Source organism: Berryella intestinalis (genome assembly GCF_000814825.1).
GTDB classification, from domain to species: Bacteria; Actinomycetota; Coriobacteriia; order Coriobacteriales; family Eggerthellaceae; genus Berryella; species Berryella intestinalis.
This window is the reverse complement of the sequence record NZ_CP009302.1, coordinates 1,648,416-1,671,801: the sequence shown is the minus strand read 5'-3', so window position 1 is coordinate 1,671,801 and position 23,386 is coordinate 1,648,416. Positions and strand designations below refer to the sequence as shown.

At 63.0% G+C, this 23,386-nt stretch carries 20 protein-coding genes; 14 read left to right on the top strand and 6 right to left on the bottom strand.

Translation table 11 applies throughout. The features are described from left to right. Nucleotides 1–61: 61 nt before the first annotated feature. Complete coding sequence (gene leuB, locus JI75_RS07320; protein ID WP_039689928.1) at nucleotides 62–1,165, top strand: 3-isopropylmalate dehydrogenase; 1,104 nt, start codon at nucleotides 62–64, stop codon at nucleotides 1,163–1,165. Between the two features lie 24 nt (nucleotides 1,166–1,189). Here the strand turns inward: leuB and JI75_RS07315 are convergent, their stop codons facing one another. Beyond that, entirely contained in the window at nucleotides 1,190–1,930 is a 741-nt protein-coding gene (locus tag JI75_RS07315; RefSeq protein ID WP_039690765.1) for a MerR family transcriptional regulator, read from the bottom strand. Between the two features lie 122 nt (nucleotides 1,931–2,052). Here JI75_RS07315 and JI75_RS07310 point away from each other — a divergent pair, with 122 nt between their 5' ends. After that, nucleotides 2,053–3,579 carry a helix-turn-helix transcriptional regulator gene (locus JI75_RS07310; RefSeq protein ID WP_052241669.1) on the top strand — a complete coding sequence of 509 codons (1,527 nt, stop codon included), beginning with the start codon at nucleotides 2,053–2,055 and terminating at the stop codon, nucleotides 3,577–3,579. Nucleotides 3,580–3,605: 26 nt separating this feature from the next. Here JI75_RS07310 and JI75_RS07305 read toward each other — a convergent pair whose 3' ends face one another. Next, nucleotides 3,606–5,462 carry a flavocytochrome c gene (locus JI75_RS07305; RefSeq protein WP_039689926.1) on the bottom strand — a complete coding sequence of 619 codons (1,857 nt, stop codon included), beginning with the start codon at nucleotides 5,460–5,462 and terminating at the stop codon, nucleotides 3,606–3,608. Nucleotides 5,463–5,744: 282 nt separating this feature from the next. Here JI75_RS07305 and JI75_RS07300 point away from each other — a divergent pair, with 282 nt between their 5' ends. The 12 genes from JI75_RS07300 to JI75_RS07245 all read left to right on the top strand — a co-directional run bounded on the left by JI75_RS07300 (nucleotide 5,745) and on the right by JI75_RS07245 (nucleotide 18,925). After that, the gene (locus JI75_RS07300) at nucleotides 5,745–7,562 is read left to right on the top strand and encodes an ABC-F family ATP-binding cassette domain-containing protein (RefSeq protein WP_039689922.1); all 1,818 of its coding nucleotides are present in this window, start codon (nucleotides 5,745–5,747) and stop codon (nucleotides 7,560–7,562) included. Between the two features lie 239 nt (nucleotides 7,563–7,801). Then, nucleotides 7,802–8,569: a hypothetical protein gene (locus JI75_RS07295; protein WP_039689920.1), complete on the top strand. Its 768-nt coding sequence runs from the start codon at nucleotides 7,802–7,804 to the stop codon at nucleotides 8,567–8,569. 1 nt (nucleotide 8,570) lies between these two features. Then, entirely contained in the window at nucleotides 8,571–10,619 is a 2,049-nt protein-coding gene (locus tag JI75_RS07290) for a transglutaminase domain-containing protein (RefSeq protein WP_039689919.1), read from the top strand. A 316-nt stretch (nucleotides 10,620–10,935) separates the two neighbouring features. Continuing rightward, entirely contained in the window at nucleotides 10,936–12,765 is a 1,830-nt protein-coding gene (gene hcp, locus JI75_RS07285; protein ID WP_039689918.1) for a hydroxylamine reductase, read from the top strand. A 108-nt stretch (nucleotides 12,766–12,873) separates the two neighbouring features. Then, entirely contained in the window at nucleotides 12,874–13,446 is a 573-nt protein-coding gene (locus JI75_RS07280; protein WP_039689917.1) for a hypothetical protein, read from the top strand. Between the two features lies 1 nt (nucleotide 13,447). Then, nucleotides 13,448–13,945 (top strand): hemerythrin domain-containing protein, encoded by a 498-nt coding sequence (locus JI75_RS07275; protein WP_039689916.1) that lies wholly within the window; start codon nucleotides 13,448–13,450, stop codon nucleotides 13,943–13,945. A gap of 259 nt (nucleotides 13,946–14,204) precedes the next feature. Beyond that, nucleotides 14,205–14,582: a GntR family transcriptional regulator gene (locus JI75_RS07270; RefSeq protein WP_039689915.1), complete on the top strand. Its 378-nt coding sequence runs from the start codon at nucleotides 14,205–14,207 to the stop codon at nucleotides 14,580–14,582. Between the two features lie 12 nt (nucleotides 14,583–14,594). Further along, nucleotides 14,595–15,509, top strand: coding sequence for an ABC transporter ATP-binding protein (locus JI75_RS07265; protein ID WP_039689913.1), 915 nt, complete (start codon nucleotides 14,595–14,597; stop codon nucleotides 15,507–15,509). After that, the gene (locus tag JI75_RS07260) at nucleotides 15,506–16,225 is read left to right on the top strand and encodes an ABC-2 transporter permease (RefSeq protein ID WP_039689912.1); all 720 of its coding nucleotides are present in this window, start codon (nucleotides 15,506–15,508) and stop codon (nucleotides 16,223–16,225) included. The genes JI75_RS07265 and JI75_RS07260 overlap by 4 nt, the downstream gene beginning before the upstream one ends. A 158-nt stretch (nucleotides 16,226–16,383) precedes the next feature. Continuing rightward, nucleotides 16,384–17,016: a TorD/DmsD family molecular chaperone gene (locus JI75_RS07255; protein ID WP_039689910.1), complete on the top strand. Its 633-nt coding sequence runs from the start codon at nucleotides 16,384–16,386 to the stop codon at nucleotides 17,014–17,016. Between the two features lie 248 nt (nucleotides 17,017–17,264). After that, complete coding sequence (locus JI75_RS07250; RefSeq protein WP_039689909.1) at nucleotides 17,265–17,669, top strand: MerR family transcriptional regulator; 405 nt, start codon at nucleotides 17,265–17,267, stop codon at nucleotides 17,667–17,669. A gap of 89 nt (nucleotides 17,670–17,758) precedes the next feature. Next, the gene (locus JI75_RS07245) at nucleotides 17,759–18,925 is read left to right on the top strand and encodes an iron-containing alcohol dehydrogenase (RefSeq protein WP_039689906.1); all 1,167 of its coding nucleotides are present in this window, start codon (nucleotides 17,759–17,761) and stop codon (nucleotides 18,923–18,925) included. A 160-nt stretch (nucleotides 18,926–19,085) separates the two neighbouring features. Here the strand turns inward: JI75_RS07245 and sufU are convergent, their stop codons facing one another. From sufU to sufB, 4 genes are read right to left on the bottom strand one after another with little or no spacing between them, the layout of a single operon-like run. Next, a complete protein-coding gene (gene sufU, locus JI75_RS07240) occupies nucleotides 19,086–19,517 on the bottom strand; it encodes a Fe-S cluster assembly sulfur transfer protein SufU (RefSeq protein ID WP_039689905.1) in 432 nt (143 codons plus the stop codon). Further along, the gene (locus tag JI75_RS07235) at nucleotides 19,507–20,736 is read right to left on the bottom strand and encodes a SufS family cysteine desulfurase (RefSeq protein ID WP_039689902.1); all 1,230 of its coding nucleotides are present in this window, start codon (nucleotides 20,734–20,736) and stop codon (nucleotides 19,507–19,509) included. Before JI75_RS07235 ends, sufU begins: the two co-directional genes overlap by 11 nt. Before the next feature lies 1 nt (nucleotide 20,737). Further along, on the bottom strand, nucleotides 20,738–21,976 hold the full coding sequence (locus tag JI75_RS07230) for a SufB/SufD family protein (RefSeq protein ID WP_039689901.1): 1,239 nt from the start codon (nucleotides 21,974–21,976) through the stop codon (nucleotides 20,738–20,740). After that, complete coding sequence (gene sufB, locus JI75_RS07225) at nucleotides 21,976–23,382, bottom strand: Fe-S cluster assembly protein SufB (protein ID WP_039689900.1); 1,407 nt, start codon at nucleotides 23,380–23,382, stop codon at nucleotides 21,976–21,978. Before sufB ends, JI75_RS07230 begins: the two co-directional genes overlap by 1 nt. Nucleotides 23,383–23,386 lie beyond the last annotated feature (4 nt).

Below are 23,386 nucleotides of genomic sequence, written 5' to 3'. Positions count from 1 at the left end.
GCAGCCGTACAATAGCGGGAAACCTCAACAGTGCGCGGTGCGCATGGACGAAAGGGCGAGCATGGCCAATTACAACGTTTGCACGCTGCCGGGCGACGGCATCGGCCCCGAGATCATCGCCGAGGGCATCAAGGTCCTCGATGCGGTGGGCGCCAAGTACGGCGCGACGTTCAGCTATGACGAGCGGCTCATCGGGGGAGCTGCCATCGACGCGACCGGAAACCCGCTTCCGGAAGAGACGCTGGAAGCCGCCCGAACCGCCGACGCTGTGCTGCTGGCTGCGGTGGGAGGTCCGAAATGGGACACCACCGATTCGTCGAAGCCCCGTCCCGAACAAGGGTTGCTGGCTATCCGCAAGGGGCTGGGGCTCTACACCAACCTGCGCCCGGTGCGCACGTTCGCCGCGCTTTCCGACGCTTCCTCGCTGAAGCCCGAGGTCATCGACGGCGTCGATCTGATGATTGTGCGCGAGCTGACGGGTGGGCTGTACTTCGGCAAGCGCGAGCGCTTCTTCGACGAAGACGGCGCCGGCGCAGACGGGGCCAAGGGGCAGCGCGCCTACGACACGCTCGAGTACCGCGAATACGAGATCGAGCGCATCGCCCGCCAGGCGTTCGAGATGGCGAAGGTGCGCAACGGGCGCGTCCACTCCATCGACAAGGCCAACGTGTTGGATACCAGCCGCCTGTGGCGCGAGGTGGTCCACCGCGTGGCGGCCGAGTACCCCGAGGTCGAACTGATCGACATGCTGGTGGATAACACGGCCATGCAGCTGATCGCCTATCCCCGCCAGTTCGACGTCGTGGTGACCGAGAACATGTTCGGCGATATCCTGTCCGACGAGGCGTCCATGCTCACCGGATCGCTGGGGATGCTGGCCAGCGCGAGCTTGGGCGACGGCACGGCGCTGTACGAGCCCAGCCACGGAAGCGCGCCCGATATCGCGGGGCGCGGCATCGCCAACCCGCTGGCGCAGATCCTCTCCGTCGAGATGATGCTGCGCTACAGCTTCGACATGGCCGACGCCGCCGACGACATCGCCCGCGCGGTCGCCGAGGTCTTGGACGAAGGGTGGCGCACGGGCGATATCAAGCAGGCCGACACCGATCCCAACCAGGTGGTGGGAACGGAGCGGATGGGCGATCTGGTGGTCGCCCACCTGTAGGACCTTCCGCGCCGTCGAGCCGATCTAGCCCTGGTTGCGTTCGACGAACGCTTTGACGGCGTCACTGGCGTAGCGGGCCGTGCCCTCTTTGAACCGGTCGATGTTCTTTCGGAATTCGGGGTTGGCGTAATAGCCGGCCCCGATGTGCCCGAACACCTCGATCGTGCAGTCGAAGGCATAGCTCCTTATATGGCCCAGCAGGGTTTCTGCCAGAGCGAGGTTTTCCGGCGCGTCGGCGGGAAGCCCGTTTTCCAGGTTGTCGGCCAATGCGAAGAACACCTGGTTGAATGCGGTTTCCACCTCCGGTTCCCTCCCTTTCTGTCGAGAGAGCGCCCCATCGATCGCTTCGTCGCCGTAGCGCTTCCTGGCCTCTTCGGTGTACTTAAGGCCGTCTTTCCAGGAAAGGCCCGAGAATTTCTCTTCGGTGGTCATGGTCGTTTCTCCTTTGTGGTAGCGAATGGTTTTTTCCAGGGTGCGTATGAGCGATGCAAGCCGGCGTTGCTCGCCTTTCAGGAGGGAGAGCTGCTGTTCGAGCATGCCGATCCGGTCGGCTTTCGCCCGTTCGAGCAGATCGCGCGCATCGCTCAAGGAAAAGCCCAGGTACTTGTAGAACAGGATGCTCTGAAGCGCTTCAAGATCCTCCTCGGTGTAATAGCGGTACCCGTTTTCTCCCTTGTGCGGGACGAGCAGGCCGATGCGGTCGTAATGGTGCAGCGTGCGCACGGACACGCCCGATATCGCAGCGGCTTCCTTGATCAGATACACGGTTCCTCCTTTCGCGATCATGTTGTAAACCCTACCCTAACGTAAGGGTCAAGCGTTTTTCCGAAAATTGTTCCAAACAGCGGTGATCAGGTGATCTTATGATCCTGTGATACAATGCCGACATGGGAAAACAGATCGGGGACATCGGCTCTGAGCGACCGTGCGTTGACGAGCACCTGCATACCGGGTCGCTTTCGGCGTTCAGATCGGTTCACCTCTCCACTCTCGTTTTCGCCTTTTTCGGTATCGGCTTCTATCGGCTGTGGTACCAGTTCAACTTCTACAACCTGCACTTCTCCGTCGATCTCGGGATGGTCACGGTCGCCGCCAACGTCGTGCGCGTAGGTGTGATCTTCCTGCTGGTGCTGTTGGTTCATCGAGCTGGGTTCACGCGCGCCAGGCGCGGGGTCTTCGTCTGGTCGGGGTTCGTCCTCATGACCGCTTCGAGCCTTCTGTACCTGATCGATCTGTTCTTCGGCCAAGCGTCTTTCGAATCTTTGCGCATCGTCGTCGGAGGTATCGGCCTGGTGGGTGGGGAAGTGATATGGATCTTCTTCCTCGAGCGCCTGAAGCCTGCGCAGGTGTTCCTGTACGCGGCGGGCGGTCTGGCGCTTTCCTGCGTTCTGTCGCTTGCGATGGGGTACCTCGATCCCGCTGTTGCCGGGATGGTGAACCTGTTCGTGCCCGCTTTCTCGGTGTTTTCGTATTGGCAGGCGATGTCGGAGCTGGATAAGTGCCCCAACCCGGCCGATCGCGACGCGCTGTACGAAGAGCCCCGGCAGCTTTTCGGGATCGTGCAGATCGTAGCGGCCTTCTTTCTGTACGCGCTGTTGCTCGGCGTCGCTCTGGGATACCCTGATGGGAGATTGCGCGAGCTATCCCAAACGGCACGGTCCGCCCATCAGGTCCTCGTCGTCGTTTTGCTGTGCGTTGTGGTGTGGTTCGTCCTCGTTAGGGGCAGAGGGTTCAAGCTCTCGGGCTACTGGCTTTTCCAGAATACGCTGATGATGGCGAGCATCTGCTTTTTGATGAGCGGCGCTCACCTGGCCGAGGAAGCCAGCACGTTTCTCCTCACCAACGCCATTACGTGTTTCTACATCCCGTTGGTGTATTTCATATGCCTGATCGCCCGCCATGTCCGATGGCCGGCGACGCTGGTGTACGCGGCGGTGTACGGAGGGTCGCTCCTATTCATGGCCTGCGGGCGGATCGTGGTGTACTTCGTCGGCCCGACGCTCGACCACAGCTTGTGGCTGCTGATCGTGATGGCGGTTTTGGTGTTGGTCGAATCCACCCTCGTCATTAGGCCGCGGCTTATGGGGGATACGGTGCTGGGGTTCGAGTTGGACAGGATCGAAGCGAAGGGACCGGTGGCCGGTCGGCCCCCTTCTCCTTCCCTGGGTGTACGGGGCGGTTCCGATTTTGCCGCAGCATACGGTCTGACCGAGGTCGAAGCATCGATCATTCGGTTGATCGCCCAAGGTAGGAGCAGGAGCTTCATCGCAGACACGCTCAACTACTCGGAGAACACCATCAGGAACTACACGCGTTCGGCGTATCGCAAGGTGGGGGTTCATTCAAAGCAGGAGCTCATCGATAGGGTGGTGGAATTCTCCAACGATCGGGGCCCGACGCGGGAGCGCGGATGAGCGCGCCCCCGCTTGACGGGAGATGTCTAGTTGCCTGTCGCTAGAGCAGCCTCGGCCGCGTTCTTTCCAGCGGCCCGCCCGAACGTCACGCAGTCGGCGATGGCGTTTCCGCCGAGGCGGTTGCTTCCATGGATGCCCCCGGTGCACTCGCCGCATGCGAACAGGCCCTGAACAGCCGATCCGTTCGCATCGAGCGCACGGGTGTCCACGTCGATGCGGATACCGCCCATCGTGTGGTGCACGGTGGGGACTTTGCGGCAAGCGTACCAGGGTCCTTCGGTCAGCTCCTTGTCGGCGGTGTTGTTCGCCTTGAAGCCGAAGGGATCCTCGGCCTGCCCCGAAACCGTCTTGTTGTAGCCGTCGATCGAAGCTTGCAGCTTCTCGGGATCCATGCCGCACGCTGCGGCCAGGTCCTTCACGCTTTCCCCCTTCACGATATGCTCGAGAGCCAGCATGTTCTCGATGGTGGCTCCGTTGGCATCGGGTTCGGTTTCGGAAGGATAGCGCACCTTGTTCACGACGATCCAATAGGTTGAATCGGGCTGGGCGAAGATGGCCTTGCATAGGGTGTCGCGCTCGGCCCCTTCGTTCACGAACCGCTCGCCGTCCTTGTTGACGAAGATGCGGTTGCGACCCGAGGTGCGGATGTCTTCCATGAGGCCGGTGCCGGGCGTGCCGCAGGGGTGCAGCTGGATGTCGGGCAGGCCCACCAGCTGGGCGCCCGCATCCTCGGCGAGCTTCAGGCCCTCTCCCTGCGCACAGGGCTTGATGTTGGTGCAGCCGATGGTGTCGTCGAGTTTCACGTCGGCCCACACGCCGGTGTTCACCTTCTGTCGGTACTCGACGTTTGCGCCGAATCCGCCCGTGGCCACGACGACGGCCTTGGCCTTCACGGTGATTTCGTCTTTCTTGCGGTGCAGGCCCTTGATCCCTGCAACGGCGCCGTTTTCGACGATGAGGGAAGTGACCTGGGTTTCATGCAGGATGGTCATCTGGTCGGCGTGGGCCTCGGCGAAAGCCTGGAAAGCGCGTATGTAGGTGTTGCCCGAGGGAGTGGCCGGATAGTGGCTGCGCTCGCCCAGCGATCCTGTGGCAGACCCCACCTTCTCCTTGAATTGGACGCCCAGAGATTCCAGCCAGTGCACTGAATCGAGGGCGTTGTCTACGAGGTAGCGGATGAGCTCGGGTGTGCCCTGCTCGTGACCCCCCTTGAACGTGGTGTCGTAGAACTTGTCGACGGAGTCATCGATGTTCTGCTTGCTCTGGCGCTCGGGATCGACGGCGTTCAGCGCCCCTTCCGAGACGTTGGTGGAGCCGCCCGTGATGCCGCACTTCTCGACGACGACCACTTTCGCCCCCGCTTGCACGGCCGATATGGCGGCAGTCAGCCCTGCGCCTCCCGCGCCGATCACGCATACATCGGCACTGTAGGCGGATTCGATGGTGTCTTCGGGCCCGGCGGCTTTCGCGAGATCCTTGGAGGCCCCCGCCTGATCGGAGCACTCTTTCAACCCCTGCTGGAAGCACATGCTGGAAAGGGTTGCTCCGGTCACGGCGTCGAGGTTGCTGCTTTGGTAGAGCATCGCCTTATCGGAAAGCTCTTTGAGCGCTGCGGCGCCTACGCCCAGCGATTCTTGGTTGGCTCCGAGGTCGATGGCGGTGATAGCGCTGTCCGAGAAGGTGACTCCCATGGTGAACGGGGCGTTGTGACCCGTGACGTTCGCCGTGTAGGTTCCCGCCTTCCAGGCCGTCGGTGCGGCGGATTTGGCGGGCGAGCACGCGCTTAGCCCTGCGCCCATGAGCCCTCCGTAGACGCCGAGTGCAACCGTTCCCTTTAGGAAGGTGCGGCGATCGAGCGCTCGACCCTTGTTTCGATCGGTCATGACGATCCTCCTTCCGCCTGCATGCAGGCATCGTTTTCCCCTGGTCAAAACCTAGGGCGAGGATCCCGGCGCGGCTAGGTTCAAAAGGTACCCGCTTGTGTCCAAAAAGTACCTTTAATCCGGCACCGTCGTCTCAGGTTGCCTTGGCGCAAAGGTTCGCGGAGGATGCGGGCCTTTTCAGGGACGGGAACCGCAACGACGGGGGCTGCGTCGGGTTTGGCCGCAAGCCCTCGGCTTCATCTGCGCTAGAATGAAAGCCTTTGCATGAAGAAGAGAGGTTCCATGGCATTTCTGCTTGGCTGCGAGAAGGTCGGTCTCGAATTCCCGACGAAAACCGTGTTCGAATCCGTGTCGCTGGGAGTCGACGAGGGTGCGCGCGTGGGCATCGTCGGAAGGAACGGGGACGGTAAGTCGATGCTTCTGTCGCTGCTTGCCGGCGCGGTCGACCCCGATGCGGGACGCGTGGTCCGCACGCGCGGTGTGACCGTGGGGCTGCTCAGCCAAACCGACGAACTGTCGGACGACGATACGGTTCACCATGCGATCGTGGGAGATCGGCCCGAATACGAATGGGCGGCCTCTCCGACGATCCGGTCGATCATCGGCGGCCTTGCGGGCGACATCCCCTGGGAGGGCCGCGTGGGAGATCTGTCCGGAGGCCAGCGTCGGCGCGTCGATCTGGCCCGGCTGCTGGTGGGGGACTGGGACGTCCTCATGCTGGACGAACCTACGAACCATCTGGACGTGCGCGCCATCGCCTGGCTCGCCGACCATCTGAAGCACCGCTGGAAGGAAGGCCAGGGGGCCCTGCTGGTGGTTACGCACGATCGATGGTTCCTCGACGAGGTGTGCCTGAACATGTGGGAGGTGCACGACCGCATAGTCGAGCCGTTCGAGGGCGGGTTCTCCGCCTACATCATGCAGCGCGTCGAGCGCGACAGGGTGGCGGCGGTTATGGAAGAGCGTCGGCAGAACAAGCTGAGGCGCGAGCTGGCGTGGCTCTCGCGCGGCGCCCGTGCCCGGTCGACCAAGCCCAAGTTCCACGTCGCGGCCGCTCAGGCGCTTATCGCTGACGTTCCCCCGCTGCGAAACGAGATCGAGCTGAAGCGGATGGCGGTCGCGCGGCTGGGCAAGGAGGTCATCGACTTCAAGGGGGTGTCGGTGTCGTTCGGCGATCGCCGCGTTCTCGACGACATCACCTGGATAATCGGCCCGGGGGACCGCATCGGGTTGGTGGGATGCAACGGCGCGGGCAAAACCACGCTGCTGCGCACCCTGCAGGGACTTCAGCAACCTTCGGCCGGCCGCGTCAAAATCGGCAAAACCGTGAGGTTCGCAGTGCTGTCCCAGCATCTCGACGAGCTGACCTCGTTCGGAAGCGATCGCGTGCGCGTGGTGATCGGGCGCTACCATACGCGCGTGATGCTGGACGGCAAGGAGCAGACGCCCGCCCAGCTGCTCGAGCGTTTGGGTTTCACGAAAAGCGATCTGAACGAGCCGGTGTGCGACCTGTCGGGCGGCCAGAAGCGCCGCCTCGCCCTGATGCTGATCCTTCTCGACGAGCCGAACGTGCTCATCCTCGACGAACCGGGAAACGACCTCGATGTCGATATGCTAGCATCGGTCGAAGACCTGCTGGATGGTTGGCCTGGCACGTTGGTGCTGGTCACTCACGATCGCTACCTCATGGAGCGTGTGACCGACGACCAGTATGCGCTGATCGGCGGGCGTCTTCGGCATCTGCCCGGAGGCGTGGGCGAATACCTCGCTTTGGCGGATGAAGAGGAATCGGCGATGCGCGAGCGCGCAGGGTCCCACCAGCCGGCGCACCCCGCTTCGGCGTCTCCCGCCGCACCCGCTCGATCGAAGGGGCTGTCCAACGCCGAGGAGCGCGCGCTGAAGAAGCTGGTGCTGTCGCTCGATCGCAAGATGTCCACCGCACGCAAGAAGATCGACGAGCTGCAGGCCTCGATGTTCGAGGTCGATCCGACGGATTTCGTCGGGTTGGGCGAGGTCCAGTCCCGAATAGACGAAGTGCGGGCGCAGCTTGAGGAATACGAGCTGGAATGGCTGGAAGCATCGGAGAAGCTGGAAGGGTAGGCGCCGCCGCAAGCTCCCGTTCGCGCCCGGTTACTGGTCGAACGGTAGTCCCGCTGCTACAATCGATTACGTCCGCACTCTTATTCGGGCCGCTTTGCCCCGCAGAGTGCGCAGGGTTATGGGAGAAAGCAACGCGCGGTCGACGCGCAAACCGGGAGGGCCGAAAAACCAGGCCGCACCGATAGCATGGGAAACGGATGCGTTCGTGTGCCGGCAACGGTGTCCGAAGGAGCGAGCAGATGGGGATTTCTCGGAGCAGGATATGCGCCGTTTTGGCGGTTGCAGCCATCGTCCTTTCGTGCACGGGATGCACAGGGGGCGACGCAGGCAAGGGCTCGGCGTCGGAAAGCGAAGCCTACAGGGAAGTGAAGTTCTTCGAAACCCGGACGAACCCGTTCCTCGAGGCCAATGCCGGAAAGTCTGGAGAAAGCCCGAATGGGAATCACTCCGACGGCCCTTCCGGCGACGCCCGTGCGAAGGCGGAGAAGCTTCTTGAGAGCAACGCTTCCAGCTACGAGGACGGAGCGTTCGTCGCGTTCACCTCGCTTGGGGAGTTCCAGTTCAAGCTGACCAAGGTCGATCGTAGCGCGCGCTACCCCGACGATCCCGACACCGAGCTCGTCACCGTTTCCTACGATGGGACGAACCGTTCCGACCTGCGTCAGCCCCTCGATGTTCCGTTCCAAATGAGCTACTTCTTCACCCAGGACCCCTCGACTCTCCCGAAAGAAGGCGAGGTGTTCGCCCTGGATTCCGTTGCAGATTCCATGCTGGGCTTTGCGGATCGCAAGCGCCTGACGGGCGAAGGGCCTTCAGCTTCCTCGGATGACCTGGCCAAGGCGTTCGAGAGCGGCACGAGTCCCGGGCAAACGGCCAGCTCGTCGATCGTCTACGAGGCGAAGACGCCGGGGGCGCCCCTCTACGCGGTGGCCTACAGCCGGGTGGTCGGCGAGGACGAGGTCGTCTATGCCAAGGTAATTCACGTCGATGCTTTCGAGGGGAACTGATATGCGCAAGAAGATTCTCGCCTCCGCACTCGCCTCCGTTGTCCTGGCATTCACGGCTCTCTCGCCCGTGACGGCGCTCGCCGCCGAGGGCGATGCCATCGATAAGCTGCGCGAAAGCACCGACGACCCCTTCACGATGATGGAGGGTGTGCAGACCATCGGTCAGGATGAGGCGCTGACCATCCCCACCTCGGTGAAGCGCTCTTCGGTGGAGAAGGACGTAAACGGCGAGCAGAAGATGTTTCGCCTGTACGCCGACACGAACTTCGAGATCGAGCTCCCCATCCAGATCGAGTACGGCTTCCAGGAGATCGTGGTGGGCCCTAACGACGGTTTCGGCGAGCGGATAAGCGACGACTACCTCGTCGGCAACAACGCCGTGGAAAAGGGCGGCATCGAGAAGACGATCGCGTCCTCTGCGCGCGAAGTGGTGGGATTCGGCGGATGGGGCAGCCTGCCGATCTACTACCTGGTGCAGTACAACGACACCGATACCGGCCGCCTGTTGGAGCGCCCGGTGGTGCGCCGCATTCGCGTTTCCGATGACAACCTCCTTCCCGCCCCGCAGCATGTCCAGTGCACGCAGCGCGAAGACGGCTCGCTCGACGTCACGTGGGATCCCGTGGAAGGGGCCGTCGGCTACAAGATCGTCACGATGAAGAACTATCCCCTTCCCGATAGCGGGAAAGCGGAATTGGCGCCGCGGCTCGTCGGCCTTTCGGAGGACACCTCGTGGAACTCCGACGAATACACGCCTTTGTCATCCGAGGTCAACTGCGTTTTCCACGATAGAGAGCGCTCCAAGGGCTCTGAGGGCAGCGGGTTCGACGCCGTTGCGACCGAGGCTTTGCGCAACGGCCCGGGAAGAACCCTGGCGGTGATCGCCGTCGGGGATAACAAGACCTCGTACCTTTCCGACCCCATCGACATCGAGGGCATCCTGGCAAACGTTCCGATCTCCATCAACGAGACGGCTTGGAAGAAGCTCATGGGCGGCTCCTCTGCCGCTCTGGATGGACTCGCCTCTGTTCCCAGCACGGTTCCCGTGCTCATGGCCGATGGCCGCACGCGCTCGTATCCGGTGGTTTTCGATGTCGAGCATGCCACGCTGCAAGGAGATCGCCTCGGCGTGAAGGCCGCTGTTGGCTCATCCAAGCTCTTGTGCGGCTTCACCGTGGACAACGTGGATCCCGCAACCTACAAGGAGAAGCTGGAGGAGCTGAACAAGGAGGCTCGGGAAGGCCTTCTGACGGGAGCCGGCGTGCTGGAGATCGGCTATCCCTCCGATATCGGCGATGCGAAAATCGCCGACACGTACCCGAAGACCGACGTGGAGCCGGTGGGGACGATGAGCCTCACGAAGTACCTTGCCGCCAACATGATGAACGGCGAAGAGGTGATCGACGTTTCGCGCTTCCCGGAAGCCGACGACCCGCATACGTTGCGGATGGCGTTCGAAGAGGTCTACGGACTGAACCCCACGGTTCCGATGTTTTCCAGGTACTCCTTCAGCCGGGCGCGAGGCGGCGTGGTCGGAGTGACCTATCTACTTGAATCCAAGGATCGCCTCAACGGGTTCAAGGAAAGCGCTGCTTCAGCGGACGATGTGATTGCCCGCATCATCACGCCGGGCATGAGCGAACGCGACAAGGTGATCGCCATCAACGACTGGATCGCCGCCAACGCAACCTACGATTACGAGTCGAACAGAGACATTGTCGCGAAGCCGGACGATGTGTCGGATCACCAGGCGACGGGTGTTTTCGTAGAGGGCAAGGCCGTGTGCGAGGGTTACGCCCAGGCATTCCAGATCCTGGCCCAGAAGGCAGGGTTGACCTCCATGGTCGTGACGGGCGAAGCCACTTCCAGCAACGAGGGCCATGCATGGAACCAGGTCAAGGTCGATGGTCAGTGGTATTCCGTCGATTCCACATGGAACGACACCGAGGGGCGCAGAACGCCGAACAGATACCTCCTGCTGCCGATGGACGACGAGAAGATGTCTTCCACCCATAGCTGGGGAGACCCGGTATTCAAGTCGCGTTTGTGAGGTAGGGCCCAAGCAGGGGTTTGCCGACCTTTCGTCGTATCGTCGCAACGATTGTGCAACGATAGGAGCGTATCGTTGTACAACGATTGCGACGATAGGTGATTATCGTCGCATAAAGACTTCGAAACTCAGCTCATCCGATGTATTTGCGGTGCGATTGGCGGACGTTTTCCTGGTCTACCTCCGGCCTTCAGCTTCTTCCTCGCGTCGCCTGTCCGTTCTCAAAAGTTTGTGCGCAATGTTGTAAGAACAACATACAGTGGTGCGCGTAGCGCGTAGGTTGGATCCATTGTCAATCCCATTGAGAGGCGGGACCATGGAATCCAAGATGTATTGCTATCAGTGCCAGGAGACGGCCGGTTGCAGCGCCTGCACCGTTTCCGGCGTGTGCGGAAAATCCCCCGAGACCGCGAACCTGCAGGATCTCCTGATGTTCGCGACGCGCAACCTCGCTCGCGTGACTACCGCTTTGCGCGCCCAGGGAGCCGAGATCGACAACGCAGTGAACTATATGGTGACCGAGAACCTGTTCGTCACCATCACCAACGCCAATTTCGACAACGAGGCCATCAGCGCCCGCATCGGCCAGACCGTGAAGGCCACCCTCGAGCTGAACGCCCGGCTGGGCGACGCCGCCATCGACGCATGGGATGGCGAAGGTGACTGGGATGCGCTGTCTTCCCAGGTCGGCGTCATGGCAACCGAGAACGAGGACGTCCGGAGCCTGCGCGAGCTCATCACCTACGGCCTGAAGGGCATGGCGGCTTACAACCACCATGTCAACGCGTTCGGCACGTTCCTCCCCGAGGTCGATGCGTTCTTGCAGGATGCCCTTGCCAAGACCCGCGACGACTCCCTGAGCGCCGATGCGCTGATCGCGCTTACCCTCGAGACCGGCAAGTACGGTGTGGACGTCATGGCCGCCCTGGATGCCGCGAACACCGGCGCATACGGCAACCCCGAGATCACCAGCGTGAACATCGGCGTGCGCAACAACCCCGCCATCCTCGTTTCCGGTCACGACCTGCACGATCTCGAGATGCTGCTCGAGCAGACCCAGGGCACGGGCGTGGACGTGTACACGCACTCCGAGATGCTGCCCGCGCACTATTATCCCCAGTTCAAAAAGTACGAGAACCTGGTGGGCAACTACGGTAACGCCTGGTGGAAGCAGCGCGAGGAGTTCAAGAGCTTCAACGGCCCCATCCTGTTCACCACGAACTGCATCGTTCCCCCGCGCGGCGAGGTGGCCGAGCGCATCTACACCACCGGGGCGTCGGGTTTCGAGGGTTGCCCTCATATCGAGGCCGATGAGAACGGCCGCAAGGATTTCAGCGCCCTGATCGAGCACGCGAAGCGCTGCGAGCCCCCGGTCCAGATCGAAGAGGGGTCCATCGTCGGCGGGTTCGCCCACAACCAGGTGCTCGCGCTCGCCGACGCCGTGGTCGACGCGGTGAAGGCCGGAGCCATCAAGAAGTTCGTCGTCATGGCCGGTTGCGACGGCCGCGCGAAGAGCCGCAACTACTACACCGACTTCGCCAAGGCGCTTCCGAAAGACGCCGTCATCCTCACGGCGGGTTGCGCGAAGTACAAGTACAACAAGCTCGACCTGGGCGACATCAACGGCATCCCGCGCGTTCTGGATGCAGGCCAGTGCAACGACTCGTATTCGCTTGCGGTCATCGCGATGAAGCTCCAGGAAGTGTTCGGCCTCGACGACATCAACGACCTTCCCATCGTCTACAACATCGCCTGGTACGAGCAGAAGGCCGTTATCGTGCTTCTCGCCCTGCTCCACCTGGGCGTGAAGAACATCCACCTCGGGCCCACCCTGCCGGCGTTCCTCTCGCCGACGGTTGCCGGCGTCCTCGTCGAGAACTTCGGCATTGCCGGCATCGGCACGGTGGAAGACGACCTCGCTCTGTTCTTCGGCGAAGAGGCAGCCGCTGCCGCCAAGGCAGACGCCATCACCGCCGATATGCTGGTGGGCGAGATCATCCGCAAGCATCCCGGTGCGGTCGCCATCCTGGAGGCCGCCGGAATGGGCTGCATGGGCTGCCCCGCTTCGCAAAGCGAATCGCTGGCCGATGCGGCGCTCGTCCACGGCCTGGCCGTCGAGCCCATCCTCGAGAAGCTGAACGCCTAGCTTCGTTTTTCCCAAGCGCCCGTCCGATGCGCGCCCATTCCTCTGCGCGCATCGGGGAGGGGCGCATCGTCCTATCGAACCTCGTCTCCTCCGATCGAAAGGAGCGCCATGAGCGCATTTCTCGGCCCTATCCACCACCGCATGTACGCGAAGGCGCGCTCGGTCCATGCGACCGCCGAGGAGATCGCGCGCTTTTCCGACGCGCAGGGTTGGACGTCCGGGCACGCCGAAGCCCTTGCGGCCGCATGGCCCGCACCGCAGGGGGATATCGAGCAGGTCATCGACCTGTCTCAGATCCACGGAAGTCTGAGCGCGCTGGTCGATAACGCCGAGCGCTCGCTTGCGTTCGCGTGCGCTCCGATAGTCGATCGTGCGGAAGACCTGGCGTCCCACCTCGAGTCGATGGGGGAGCGGGCCGCACGGCAGGCCGGTCCGCTCGAACTCGCCGCCGCATGGAACGCTTTGGATGCGGCCTGGCTCGACGGCATGCCCTGCGACGGGCTGATGTCGCTGGTGTCGAACGATCCCGACGAGATCGTCTGGAGCATCGATGCGACGGCCCATCCCGCCGTCGGGTACCTCGATTTGCGCACGGCGTGGATGCGCGGGTTCGCGCGTACCCTGGGTTTCGCGTTTTCCCCGATGGGTGCGGGTACGTTTCGTTTGAGCACGGAGGTGTAGCATGCTGCTGATCGATATCCTGGTCGAAGAGCACGACCGCATTCTCGAGGCGGCCGCCCGCCTCGAGCAGATGAGCATCGAGCTTATGGAGCGCGACGCGTTCGATGCGGACGAATTCGCATCCATCGTCGAATTCATCCGCGAGTTCGGCGATGCCACCCATCACATGAAGGAAGAAGACATCCTGTTCGCCGAGATGACCAAGCAGCTCGGCAAGGTTGCGGAAAACCTCATCCAGCACGGCATGCTGGTCGAGCACGATGAGGGGCGCATGTGCGTGAGGGAGCTTTCCGCCGCGTGCGAGCGCTACGCTGCGGACCCTTCGGTTGCCGACAAGCTCGAGATCATCAGCTGGGGCATGGAGTACGTGCACATGATCCGGCGCCATATCGAGAAGGAGAACACGGTGGTGTACCCCTTCGCCGAACGTCAGCTCGATGCCGAAACGTGGGAGCGCCTGAACCGCGAAGCGCTCGCCTACGTTCCGAAGATCGGTTGAGCGCACAAGGCGCCCCCCGATAAACCGCGCGTTTGCCCGTTCATGAGAAAAGCCCTTCGGTCGAGGGGCTTTTCGGTTTTTCGGGGCGCTTGGTGGAAGGCGCGCCAAGCGCCGATCGCGGGTTCGGCCGGAAGCTTGGGTTTTTGTGTTGCAAGGGCCCCTGTCTCTGTATATACTGTATATATCGTACATATACAGTATGCATGCTATGTCGATTTCATTCCGCGAGAGGCCGGCTTTTGCGGGAACGGAGAGGCACGTGAACATCGTCATTTCGAATTCGGGTGACCGACCTATCTACGAGCAGATCGCTTCGCAGATCCGCGACGCGATCCTGTCGGGTGACCTGAGCGAGGGGGATGCGCTTCCCTCGATCAGATCGCTCGCGAACGATCTTCGGGTCAGCGTGATCACCACGAAGCGGTCCTACACCGACCTCGAGTCGCAGGGGTTCATCGACACGATCCCCGGAAAAGGGAGCTTCGTTGCGGGCGGAAGCGGCGACGTCCTTCGGGAAGAGCGTATCCGCCAGGTCGAGAAGCAGCTCGAGGCGGCGCTGGCGTCGTCTCGGGCGGCGGGCCTTTCCGTGTCCGATGTGCACGACATGATCGACGTCCTTTCGGAGGGCGTCGGATAGAGAGGAGCGGGCATGGGAAACCTTGTCTCGATTCGGGGCCTCGAGAAGCGCTTCGGCGACTTCGCTCTCAGGTCCGTCGATCTGAGCGTCGATGCGGGATGCGTGACCGGCCTGGTGGGGTCGAACGGTGCGGGCAAGTCGACTACCATCAAATCGCTGTTGGGATTGGTGAATCCCGATGCGGGTAGGATCGTCCTGTTCGGCGAGGAGGTCTTCGGCCCTGTGGCTGAAGGCGGCTATCGCAGGGTGCCGGCGGCCGACTACCGTCGATGCATGGAGCAGGTGGGATATGTGCCCGATACCTGCCCGTTTCCGTCGGCGCTTCCCCTGAGCAGCATCGATCCTTTGGGCCAGGCTATGCATACTACCTGGGATTCTGCACGATTCAACCGGTTGATGGGCGAATTCGGCCTCACGGGGAAGAAGACCGTCAAAGAGCTTTCCCGCGGCATGGCGATGAAGCTGTCGCTGGCCGCTGCGCTGTCGTTCGAGACGCGCCTGCTCGTTTTAGACGAGGCGACGGCGGGCCTCGATCCCATGGCGCGGGACGAGACCCTCGACATCCTGCTCGATTACGTCTCCGATGGGGAACACGGCATCCTGTTCTCTACGCACATCACATCCGACCTCGAAAAAGTGGCCGATACGGTGGTGTGCATCGACGCGGGGCGCGGTGTGTTCGACGTTCCGAAAGACGACCTGAGGGAGCGGTTCGGGATCGCGCGCTGCCGCGTCGACCAGGTTGAACCGGTGACGGCGCACTGCAAGGCCGCCGGGGACCGCGTGCTGGCTCGGCGCCACGCCTACAGCGTGGACGTTCTGGTGCCCGACCGATTCGGCTTCGCCCGCGCGTTTCCCGACATCCCATGCGATCCGATCAGCATCGAGGAGTTCATGGCGTTTCACATCAGGGGGGAGGAACTATGAGGGAGAACATACTGACCGACTGGATCATCGTGCGCTGGAGCATCGTGTCGGCCATGGGCATATCGCTTGCGGCCGCGCTGGTCGCAGCCTTCTTCTCGGGGAATCCGGCGCTGTTCATCGGCCTGATGGGATTCCAGATCCCGTATCTGTACCTGGCAACGGCGTTCAACGCCGAAGCCGACCAGGGTTGGCTGAACCTCAGGCTTGCGGCGAACCCCGATCGGGCGAGCTTGGTCGCCGCCCGGTATGTGATGATGCTTGCCGTCATGGCTGCGTCGGCGGTGCTGTCATTGGTTCTGTACATGGTGCTTATTGCTGGGGTCACCGCGCTGGCGCCTGCCGTCGGGGTTCTTGCGGATTGGTTAGATAACGCCGAGATCTCCTGGGGTGCGGCCGTGCTGTGCGCGGTGGTAGCTTCGTTCATGAGCGGTTTATCCGGCGCGATTTCGTTTCCCTTTATGTTCAAGTCGGGCCTCACGAAGGCTACGACCTTTGCGCCCATGGCCTTGTTCCTCATCATGTGCTTCGGCATCTACGCAGCGCAGGGTCTGTTCAAGGGCTCCGCGGTCGCCGATTGGGTGAGCGGGCTGCTGGCTTCGTTCGGGACCGACGGGGTGGCGTATCTTGCTGCCGCCGTGTTCGTCGGCGTGACCTGCGTAGCGATGGCGATAAGCTACGTTGTCGCCTGCCGCGTCTTCGCGCGCCGCGACATCTAGGCAGCATCGGGGCGGCGCGTACCGCGATCCTGCGCATCGGCATCGTCTTTCTGACGAAAACCGCCTGCGCATCGAAGTGCGGTATCCTGACAGCGAAGAAGAGGGCTGCGGTCGGCCTCCCCTGCGGGGCCGACCGTTTTCGGAAAAGCGGAGGGTCGATGGGCATCGTTATCGAAGAGCAGGCGGCGGGACTGGGCGAGGTGTTCGCTTTTTTGGGGAATTCCCTGATGAAACCTCCTACCCAGGAAGGATCGTGGGCGATCGAGGAGGGTTTCTGGGAAGAATTCCCCGACTTCGGCGACGCCGAGGTGCGGCAGGCGGCGTCGGCTCTTGCGGCATTCGTGCGGGAGCTGGCCGACTCGTGCGACATCGATCCGGTCACCGATGCGTCGGTCGAGTACGCGCGCCTGTTCATCGGTCCCCCGAAGCCCGCGGCGGCCCCCTGGGAAACCATGTACCGGGCAGAGGGGACCAACGTCGGGTTCGGGGCCGCCACCTACGAGATGCGCGAGGTCTTAAGCGCTGCCGGCTTGCAGCTGGAAAACCAGAACAACCAGTACGAAGACCATATGGGCATCGAGCTTCTGTACCTTTCGGTGCTTTTGGAAAGGATGGCGGAAGGGGAGCGCGTGGACCCCGCTCAGATCGCCGATTTCATCGATGCGCATCCGGGAGGCTGGATCGACGGGTTCCGGCGGGCCGTTTCCGCATCCGCTCCCGGAGGTTACTACGAGCATCTTCTGGGCGTCGCCGCCGCGCTGTTGGCTGCAGTCAGGCGCGCGGCCGCTTAAGTTCCTTTCACGTGGCGAAGGGCTCCGGATTTCCGGGGCCCTTCGTTGTTTATCCACTGATTCTTCACGTGAGCGCTTAGGCGCGCGTCGGCCCCGTGCTCCGTTACCGCAAGGCTTCCTTGCAGGTCATCGCCGCCTTCGGGGAACCCGGCAAGCCCGGTTGCTTCAAGGGCGGGTTTTCGTGTCGCTACTTGACTTAGAGTCAGCTCCAAGTCCCATAATGCGTTTCGAGAGAGAGGAGGCGCGACGTGAACATCAAGGAAACCGCAGAGAGGTTCGGGGTCAGCCCCGACACCCTGCGCTATTACGAGCGCGTCGGGGCCATACCGCGCGTGCGCCGCACGGCCGGCGGGGTTCGGGACTTCAGCGAAGAGGATCTGGGCTGGGTGGAAACGGCGGTCTGCTTTCGGAGCGCCGGGCTGTCCGTCGATGCCCTCGCCGAGTACGTGCGCCTGTTCAGGCAGGGCGGCGATACGCTGCAGGCGCGGCTCGACCTGCTTGTGGAGGCCCGCAACGAGATGCTTGCCGAACGGGCGCGCTACGATGCCGCCCTCGAGAAGATCGAGTACAAGATCGCCCGGTACGAAGACGCCGTGGCAACCGGGGTCTTGGACTGGCGCTCCGGTGCGTCCGAACCCCCGTCGCGTTCGTAGGCCCCCGTACGCTCTCTTCATCTGAAACGCCGCTTTTGCCGACGGCTTTTCGCCGATGCGCTTGCGGCCGACCGAGAAAGGAACCATCCATGCTGGGAGATTTCACCTACCATAACCCCTGCCGCGTCCACTTCGGACCCAACGCCGTCGAAAAGCTGGCCGACGAGCTCTCCGAATACGGGGACAACGTCGTGCTCATATACGGCGGCGGCTCCATCAAGCGATCGGGTCTGTACGACCAGGTCATGGGGATGCTGAAGGCCGCGGGGAAAAACGTGGTCGAAGACGGCGGCGTCATGTCGAACCCCACCGCCGACAAGCTGCGCGAGGGAGCGTGCATCGCCCGCGAGGCTGATGCGGACCTGCTGCTGGCCGTGGGCGGGGGCTCGGTCATCGATTACGCCAAGGGCGTGTCGGTTTCGGCCCACTGCGACGAGGACCCCTGGGACAAGTACTACTTCCGCATGGAGCGCCCCGATAACGAGATCATTCCCGTGGGGAGCATCCTCACCATGTCCGGCACGGGAAGCGAGATGAACGGCGGAAGCGTCATCACCAATCCCGAACTGGGGTTGAAGATCGGCCACGTGTTCGGCCCCGAGGCGATTCCGAAGTTTTCCATCATCAATCCCGAGCTCACGTTCACCGTGCCCGATTACCAGATGAGGGCCGGCATCTTCGACGCGTTCAACCATATCCAGGAGCAGTACTTCTCGGGGCAGGACGACAACACGTCCGACTACGTGTCCGAGGCCCTGATGAAGAACCTCGTGAAGGCAGCGCGCATCGCCGTGGCCGATCCGAGGGATTACGGGGCGCGCTCCGATATCAGCTGGATCAGCACCTGGGCTCTGAACACGTTCGTAGGCAAGGGAAAGGCCGGCGACTGGGAGGTCCATATGATCGGGCAGGCCATCGGCGCGGTCACCGACGCCACGCACGGCATGACCCTGTCGGCGGTCGCTCCGGCCTACTATCGCCGCATCATGCCCTACGGCATGGGGAAGTTCGTCCGATTCGCGACCGAGGTGTGGGGCGTGCGCTCCGAGGGGAAGACCGACGAGCAGGTGGCCCGCGAGGGGCTTGCGGCCATGGAGGCGTGGATGGACGAGATCGGGGTGGTGCGCCATGTGCGCGATCTGGGCCTCGAACCCGATCAGTACGACGACGTGGTTAAAGCGACGTTCCTTCTGGACGGCGGGTACAAGAAGCTGTCGCCCGAAGACGTGCGCGAGATCCCGGTCGAAAGCGAGTAAGGTGGTCTGACGATGAACGAGTGGCTCGAACCCGTTTCGGAAGAACAGTACCTCGCAGCCGTCGAACCGGGGTCGAAGCCGGTCGCATAGTGGGATTTCAGGGGGAGTTCGGAGGTTTCCGGGCTCCCCCTTCGCTATCGGGGCATGGGCGGATCGGGCGTTACAGCCCGTTTTCCTCCAGGATGCCGTCGAGGGTGCGCCAAGCCAGCTCGGCGCACTTCACGCGCGCGGGCATGCGCCCGATGGTTTCCAGCTCGTAGGCCTCGTCGAGGTCCTCTTTTTCCTGATCGGTGAGCTCTTTGCCCTGGATCATGCCGACGAACAGGCTGGAGAGGCGCTTTGCCTCCTCGACCGTCTCGCCCGTGATGAGATCGGCCATGATGTCGGCGGAAGCCTGCGACACCGCGCATCCGTGCCCGGTGAACGCCGCTTCCTCGATGATCCCGTTCTCGACGCGCAGCTTGAGCACCATCTCGTCGCCGCAGCTGGGGTTGATGCCCTCGTGCTCGTAGGTGGCGTTTTCCATGTCGTACTTGTAGTCGGGATGCGCGTTGTGCTCCATGAGCGCCGCGGTGTAGATGTTATTCCCCATTGAACATGCTCCAAACCTTTTCGAGCCCTTCGATCATCGCGTCGATGTCGGAAGAGTCGTTGTAGAACGCAACCGATGCGCGGCAGCTGGACTCGACGCCCAGCCAGGCCAGCAGCGGTTGGGCGCAGTGGTGCCCCGCGCGTATGGCCACATCGTCGATATCGAGCACGCTCGAAACGTCGTGGGGGTGGATGCCCTTCACGTTGAAGCTGATCACGCCGTGGTGCAAGCGCGGATCCCCCGATCCGATGATCTCGATGAAGGGAAGCTCTCCCATGCGCTGCATCGCGTAAGCCACCAGGGCGTCCTCGCGTTCGCGGATGGCGTCCAATCCGATGCTCTCGACGTAGGAGATCGCCGCATCGAGCGCGTACATGCCCGCGGCATCCTGAGTGCCCGCCTCGAACTTCTCGGGAACCTGGGCCCAGGTGGCGCCGGATTCGGTTACGTTGTCGATCATCTCGCCGCCGGTGAGGAAGGGCGGCATGGCGTCGAGCAGGTCGTGTCTGCCCCATAAAACTCCGATGCCCATGGGGCCGAACAGCTTGTGGGCCGAGAACACGAAGAAGTCGCAGTCGAGATCCTGCACATCGACGCGCAGATGGGGGACCGACTGAGCCCCGTCGACCACCATGACCGCGCCGTTCTCGTGCGCGATGGAGGCCATGAGCTTCACGTCGTTTTCCACGCCCAAGACGTTGGAGACGTGCACGGCCGACACGATGCGGGTGCGCGCTCCGATCTTAGTGCGCATCTCGTTCTCGGTGATGACGCCGTCCTCGTTCGGGCGCATGAACACCAGCTTCGCCCCGGTCGCGCGGCAGACCTGCTGCCAGGGGATGAGGTTGGAGTGGTGCTCCATGATGGTGATGCAGATCTCGTCGCCCTCGCCGACGGCGGTGGGGCCGTACGACAGCGCCACGAGGTTCAGCATCTCGCTTGCGTTGCGGCCGAACACGATATCGCGGTGATCGGGCGCGCCGATGAACGAGGCAACGTGCCTGCGCGCATCCTCGATGGCCATCGTCGCCTTCACGGACAGGCCGTACAGGCCGCGCAGGGGGTTCGCGTTCATGGTCTCGTAGAACACGCGCTGGGCATCCAGCACGCACGCCGGGCGCTGGGCCGTGGCGGCGCTGTCGAGGAATTTGAGCTGCGGGTTGTTCGCCAGCAGCGGGAAGTCCCGCTTGTAGGGGTTCGAGGCGATATCGACGGCCATCCTACTCACCGTCCTTGTCGAGGCGGGCGGAGAAGTTGCCCACAACCGCATCCCCCAGGCGCAGGACGCTGCGGTAGGTGGCGTCGTCGGGCGCTTCGAGGGCGGCCTGCTCCATGATGGCGCGCACGAACATCTTCTCGGCGGCTTCGCGCGAGAGCCCGCGGCAGGCAAGGTAGAGCATCTGCTCGTCGCGCACATGCCCGATGGTTGCGCCGTGGTTGCCCGACACGTCGTCTTCGTTGCACAGGATGACGGGAACGGTGAGGTTGGTCACGCCGTCGTCTACCAGCAGCACGGTTTCGTTTTCCTGCCCCGCCGACCCCTTGCATCCGCGGACGAGGTCGATGGTGCCGCGCAGGACCTTCTTGCTGGAACCGGCCAGCACGCCGTTGGCCTTGATGGTGCACTCGGTTTTGAGGCCGTGGTGGCGAAGGGAGTAGTTGAAGTCTCGCTCGAGGTCGCCGTGCCCCAGATAGCGCAGGTCGATGTCGATCGACGAAGCGTCTCCGCGCAGATCGCCCCCGATACCGCCGTAGGCCTTCGCCGCCCCCAGGACGGTTTCGCGGATGGATATGCGGGCGTCGGCGTCGGCGAACAGGCCCATATCGTCAAGGTCGGTCCAATCGGCATCGAGCGTCTGGGTGCGCACGATGTTGACCTGCGAGCCTTTGTGCGCGAACACGCGCAGCTCGGTGCCGACGAAGCCCGATCCCCGGACGGGGGAGTCGACCGATACGACGAGGTTCACGACGGAGTTCTCGGCGGCGACGATGTCGAGGGCGCAGGCATTGACCGCGCCGTCGACACCCGAAAGGCGCAGGGTCGCGCTCGTTTCGGCGTTGGGCGCAGAGGCGATGACGACGGGGTCGCCGGCCACGGTGTTGAGGAACTTCGCGCCCGCTTCGCCCATGCCGGTCTCGAATGCCGCGCGGATGTCGCGCGCGTCTTCGAGGGCGGCCGCGCGGGCCTGGTAGGCGGACAGGGCCAGGCTGTCGAAGCCCCCTTCGGCCGCGGGAGCCCGTTCGGCGACGGGATGGGCGGCCAGCCAGGCTTCCTGGGCGGCATCCATGGCGCGCTCGAACGCGCCGGCCTCGCCGAAGGCCTCGGGTGCGGCTTCGAGCACGATGTCGCTGACGGCCTCGAGGTTGCCCGGGACTTCGACGTCGGTGCTGTTCATCTTCAGGCGGTGCCACGTGGGAGCGGGCATCGCGTTGAGCTGTTCCAAGACGTAGGCGTCCATTACCCGATCGCCCCTTCCATCTCGAGCTTGATGAGGTTGTTCATCTCCACGGCGTATTCCAGCGGCAGTTCCTTGGAGATGGGCTCGGCGAACCCGTTCACGATCATGGTGCGGGCCTCTTCTTCGGAAACTCCGCGGCTCATGAGGTAGAACAGCTTGTCGTCGCCGATGCGCCCGATGGTGGCCTCGTGCCCGACATCGACGTTTTTGCAGCGGATGTCCATCGCGGGGATGGTGTCCGAGCGGCTGATGTCGTCGAGCATGAGCGAGGCGCACGAGATGCTCGCGCGCGAGCCCTCGGCGTTGGGGGTTGCGACCACGGAGCTGCGGAACGTCTGCACGCCGCCGCCCTTCGAGATGCCCTTGGTCTCGACCGACGCGCTGGTCTCGGGAGCGGCGAGGACCACCTTGCACCCCGTGTCGAGGTTCTGGCCCTTCCCTGCGAAGGTGATGCCCGTGAAGCTGGACTTGCTCTTGCGCCCGGCGAGGATCGACATGGGGTAGAGGTAGCCCACGTGGCTGCCGAACGAGCCGCTGATCCACTCGATCTCGCCCTCTTCGTCGCAGATGGAGCGCTTGGTGTTGAGGTTGTACATGTTCTTCGACCAGTTCTCGATGGTCGAGTAGCGCAGATGGGCGCGCTTGCCCACGAACAGCTCGACGGCGCCCGCATGCAGGTTCGCGACGTTGTACTTGGGCGCCGAGCAGCCCTCGATGAAGTGCAGGTCGGCGTCGTCTTCCACGATGATGAGCGTGTGCTCGAACTGGCCCGCGCCCTTCGCGTTCAGGCGGAAGTAGCTTTGCAGGGGGTAGTCGAGGCGCACGCCTTTGGGGACGTACACGAACGAGCCGCCCGACCACACCGCGCCGTGCAGCGCCGCGAACTTGTGGTCGTCGGGACGGATGAGCGTCATGAACTTCTCGCGGATGAGCTCGGCGTATTCTCCCTCGAGCGCCTCTTCGATGCCCGAGTACACGATGCCCATCTTGGCGGCGCTCTCCTGCATGGAGTGGTACACCAGCTCGGAGTCGTACTGGGCGCCCACGCCGGCGAGGTAGGAGCGCTCGGCCTGGGGGATTCCCAGGCGCTCGAAGGTGTCCTTGATCTCGTCGGGAACGCTGTCCCAATCGCTTTGCTGCTCGGTGTTGGGCTTCACGTAGGTGACGATGTGGTCGGTGTCGAGGCCTTCGATGGAAGGGCCCCAATCGGAGATGGGCATGGCCCGGTAGATCTCGAGCGACTTCAGACGGTGCTCGAGCATCCATGCGGGCTCGTTTTTCTTCTCGGAGATCTCGCGCACGACCTCTTCGGTGAGGCCGTCGAGCTTCTCCTGGTCGGAATCGTCGTAGCGGAAATCGTACAGGCTGCGATCGATGTCGGCGACTTCGGCTCTCTTCTTCTCCACGACG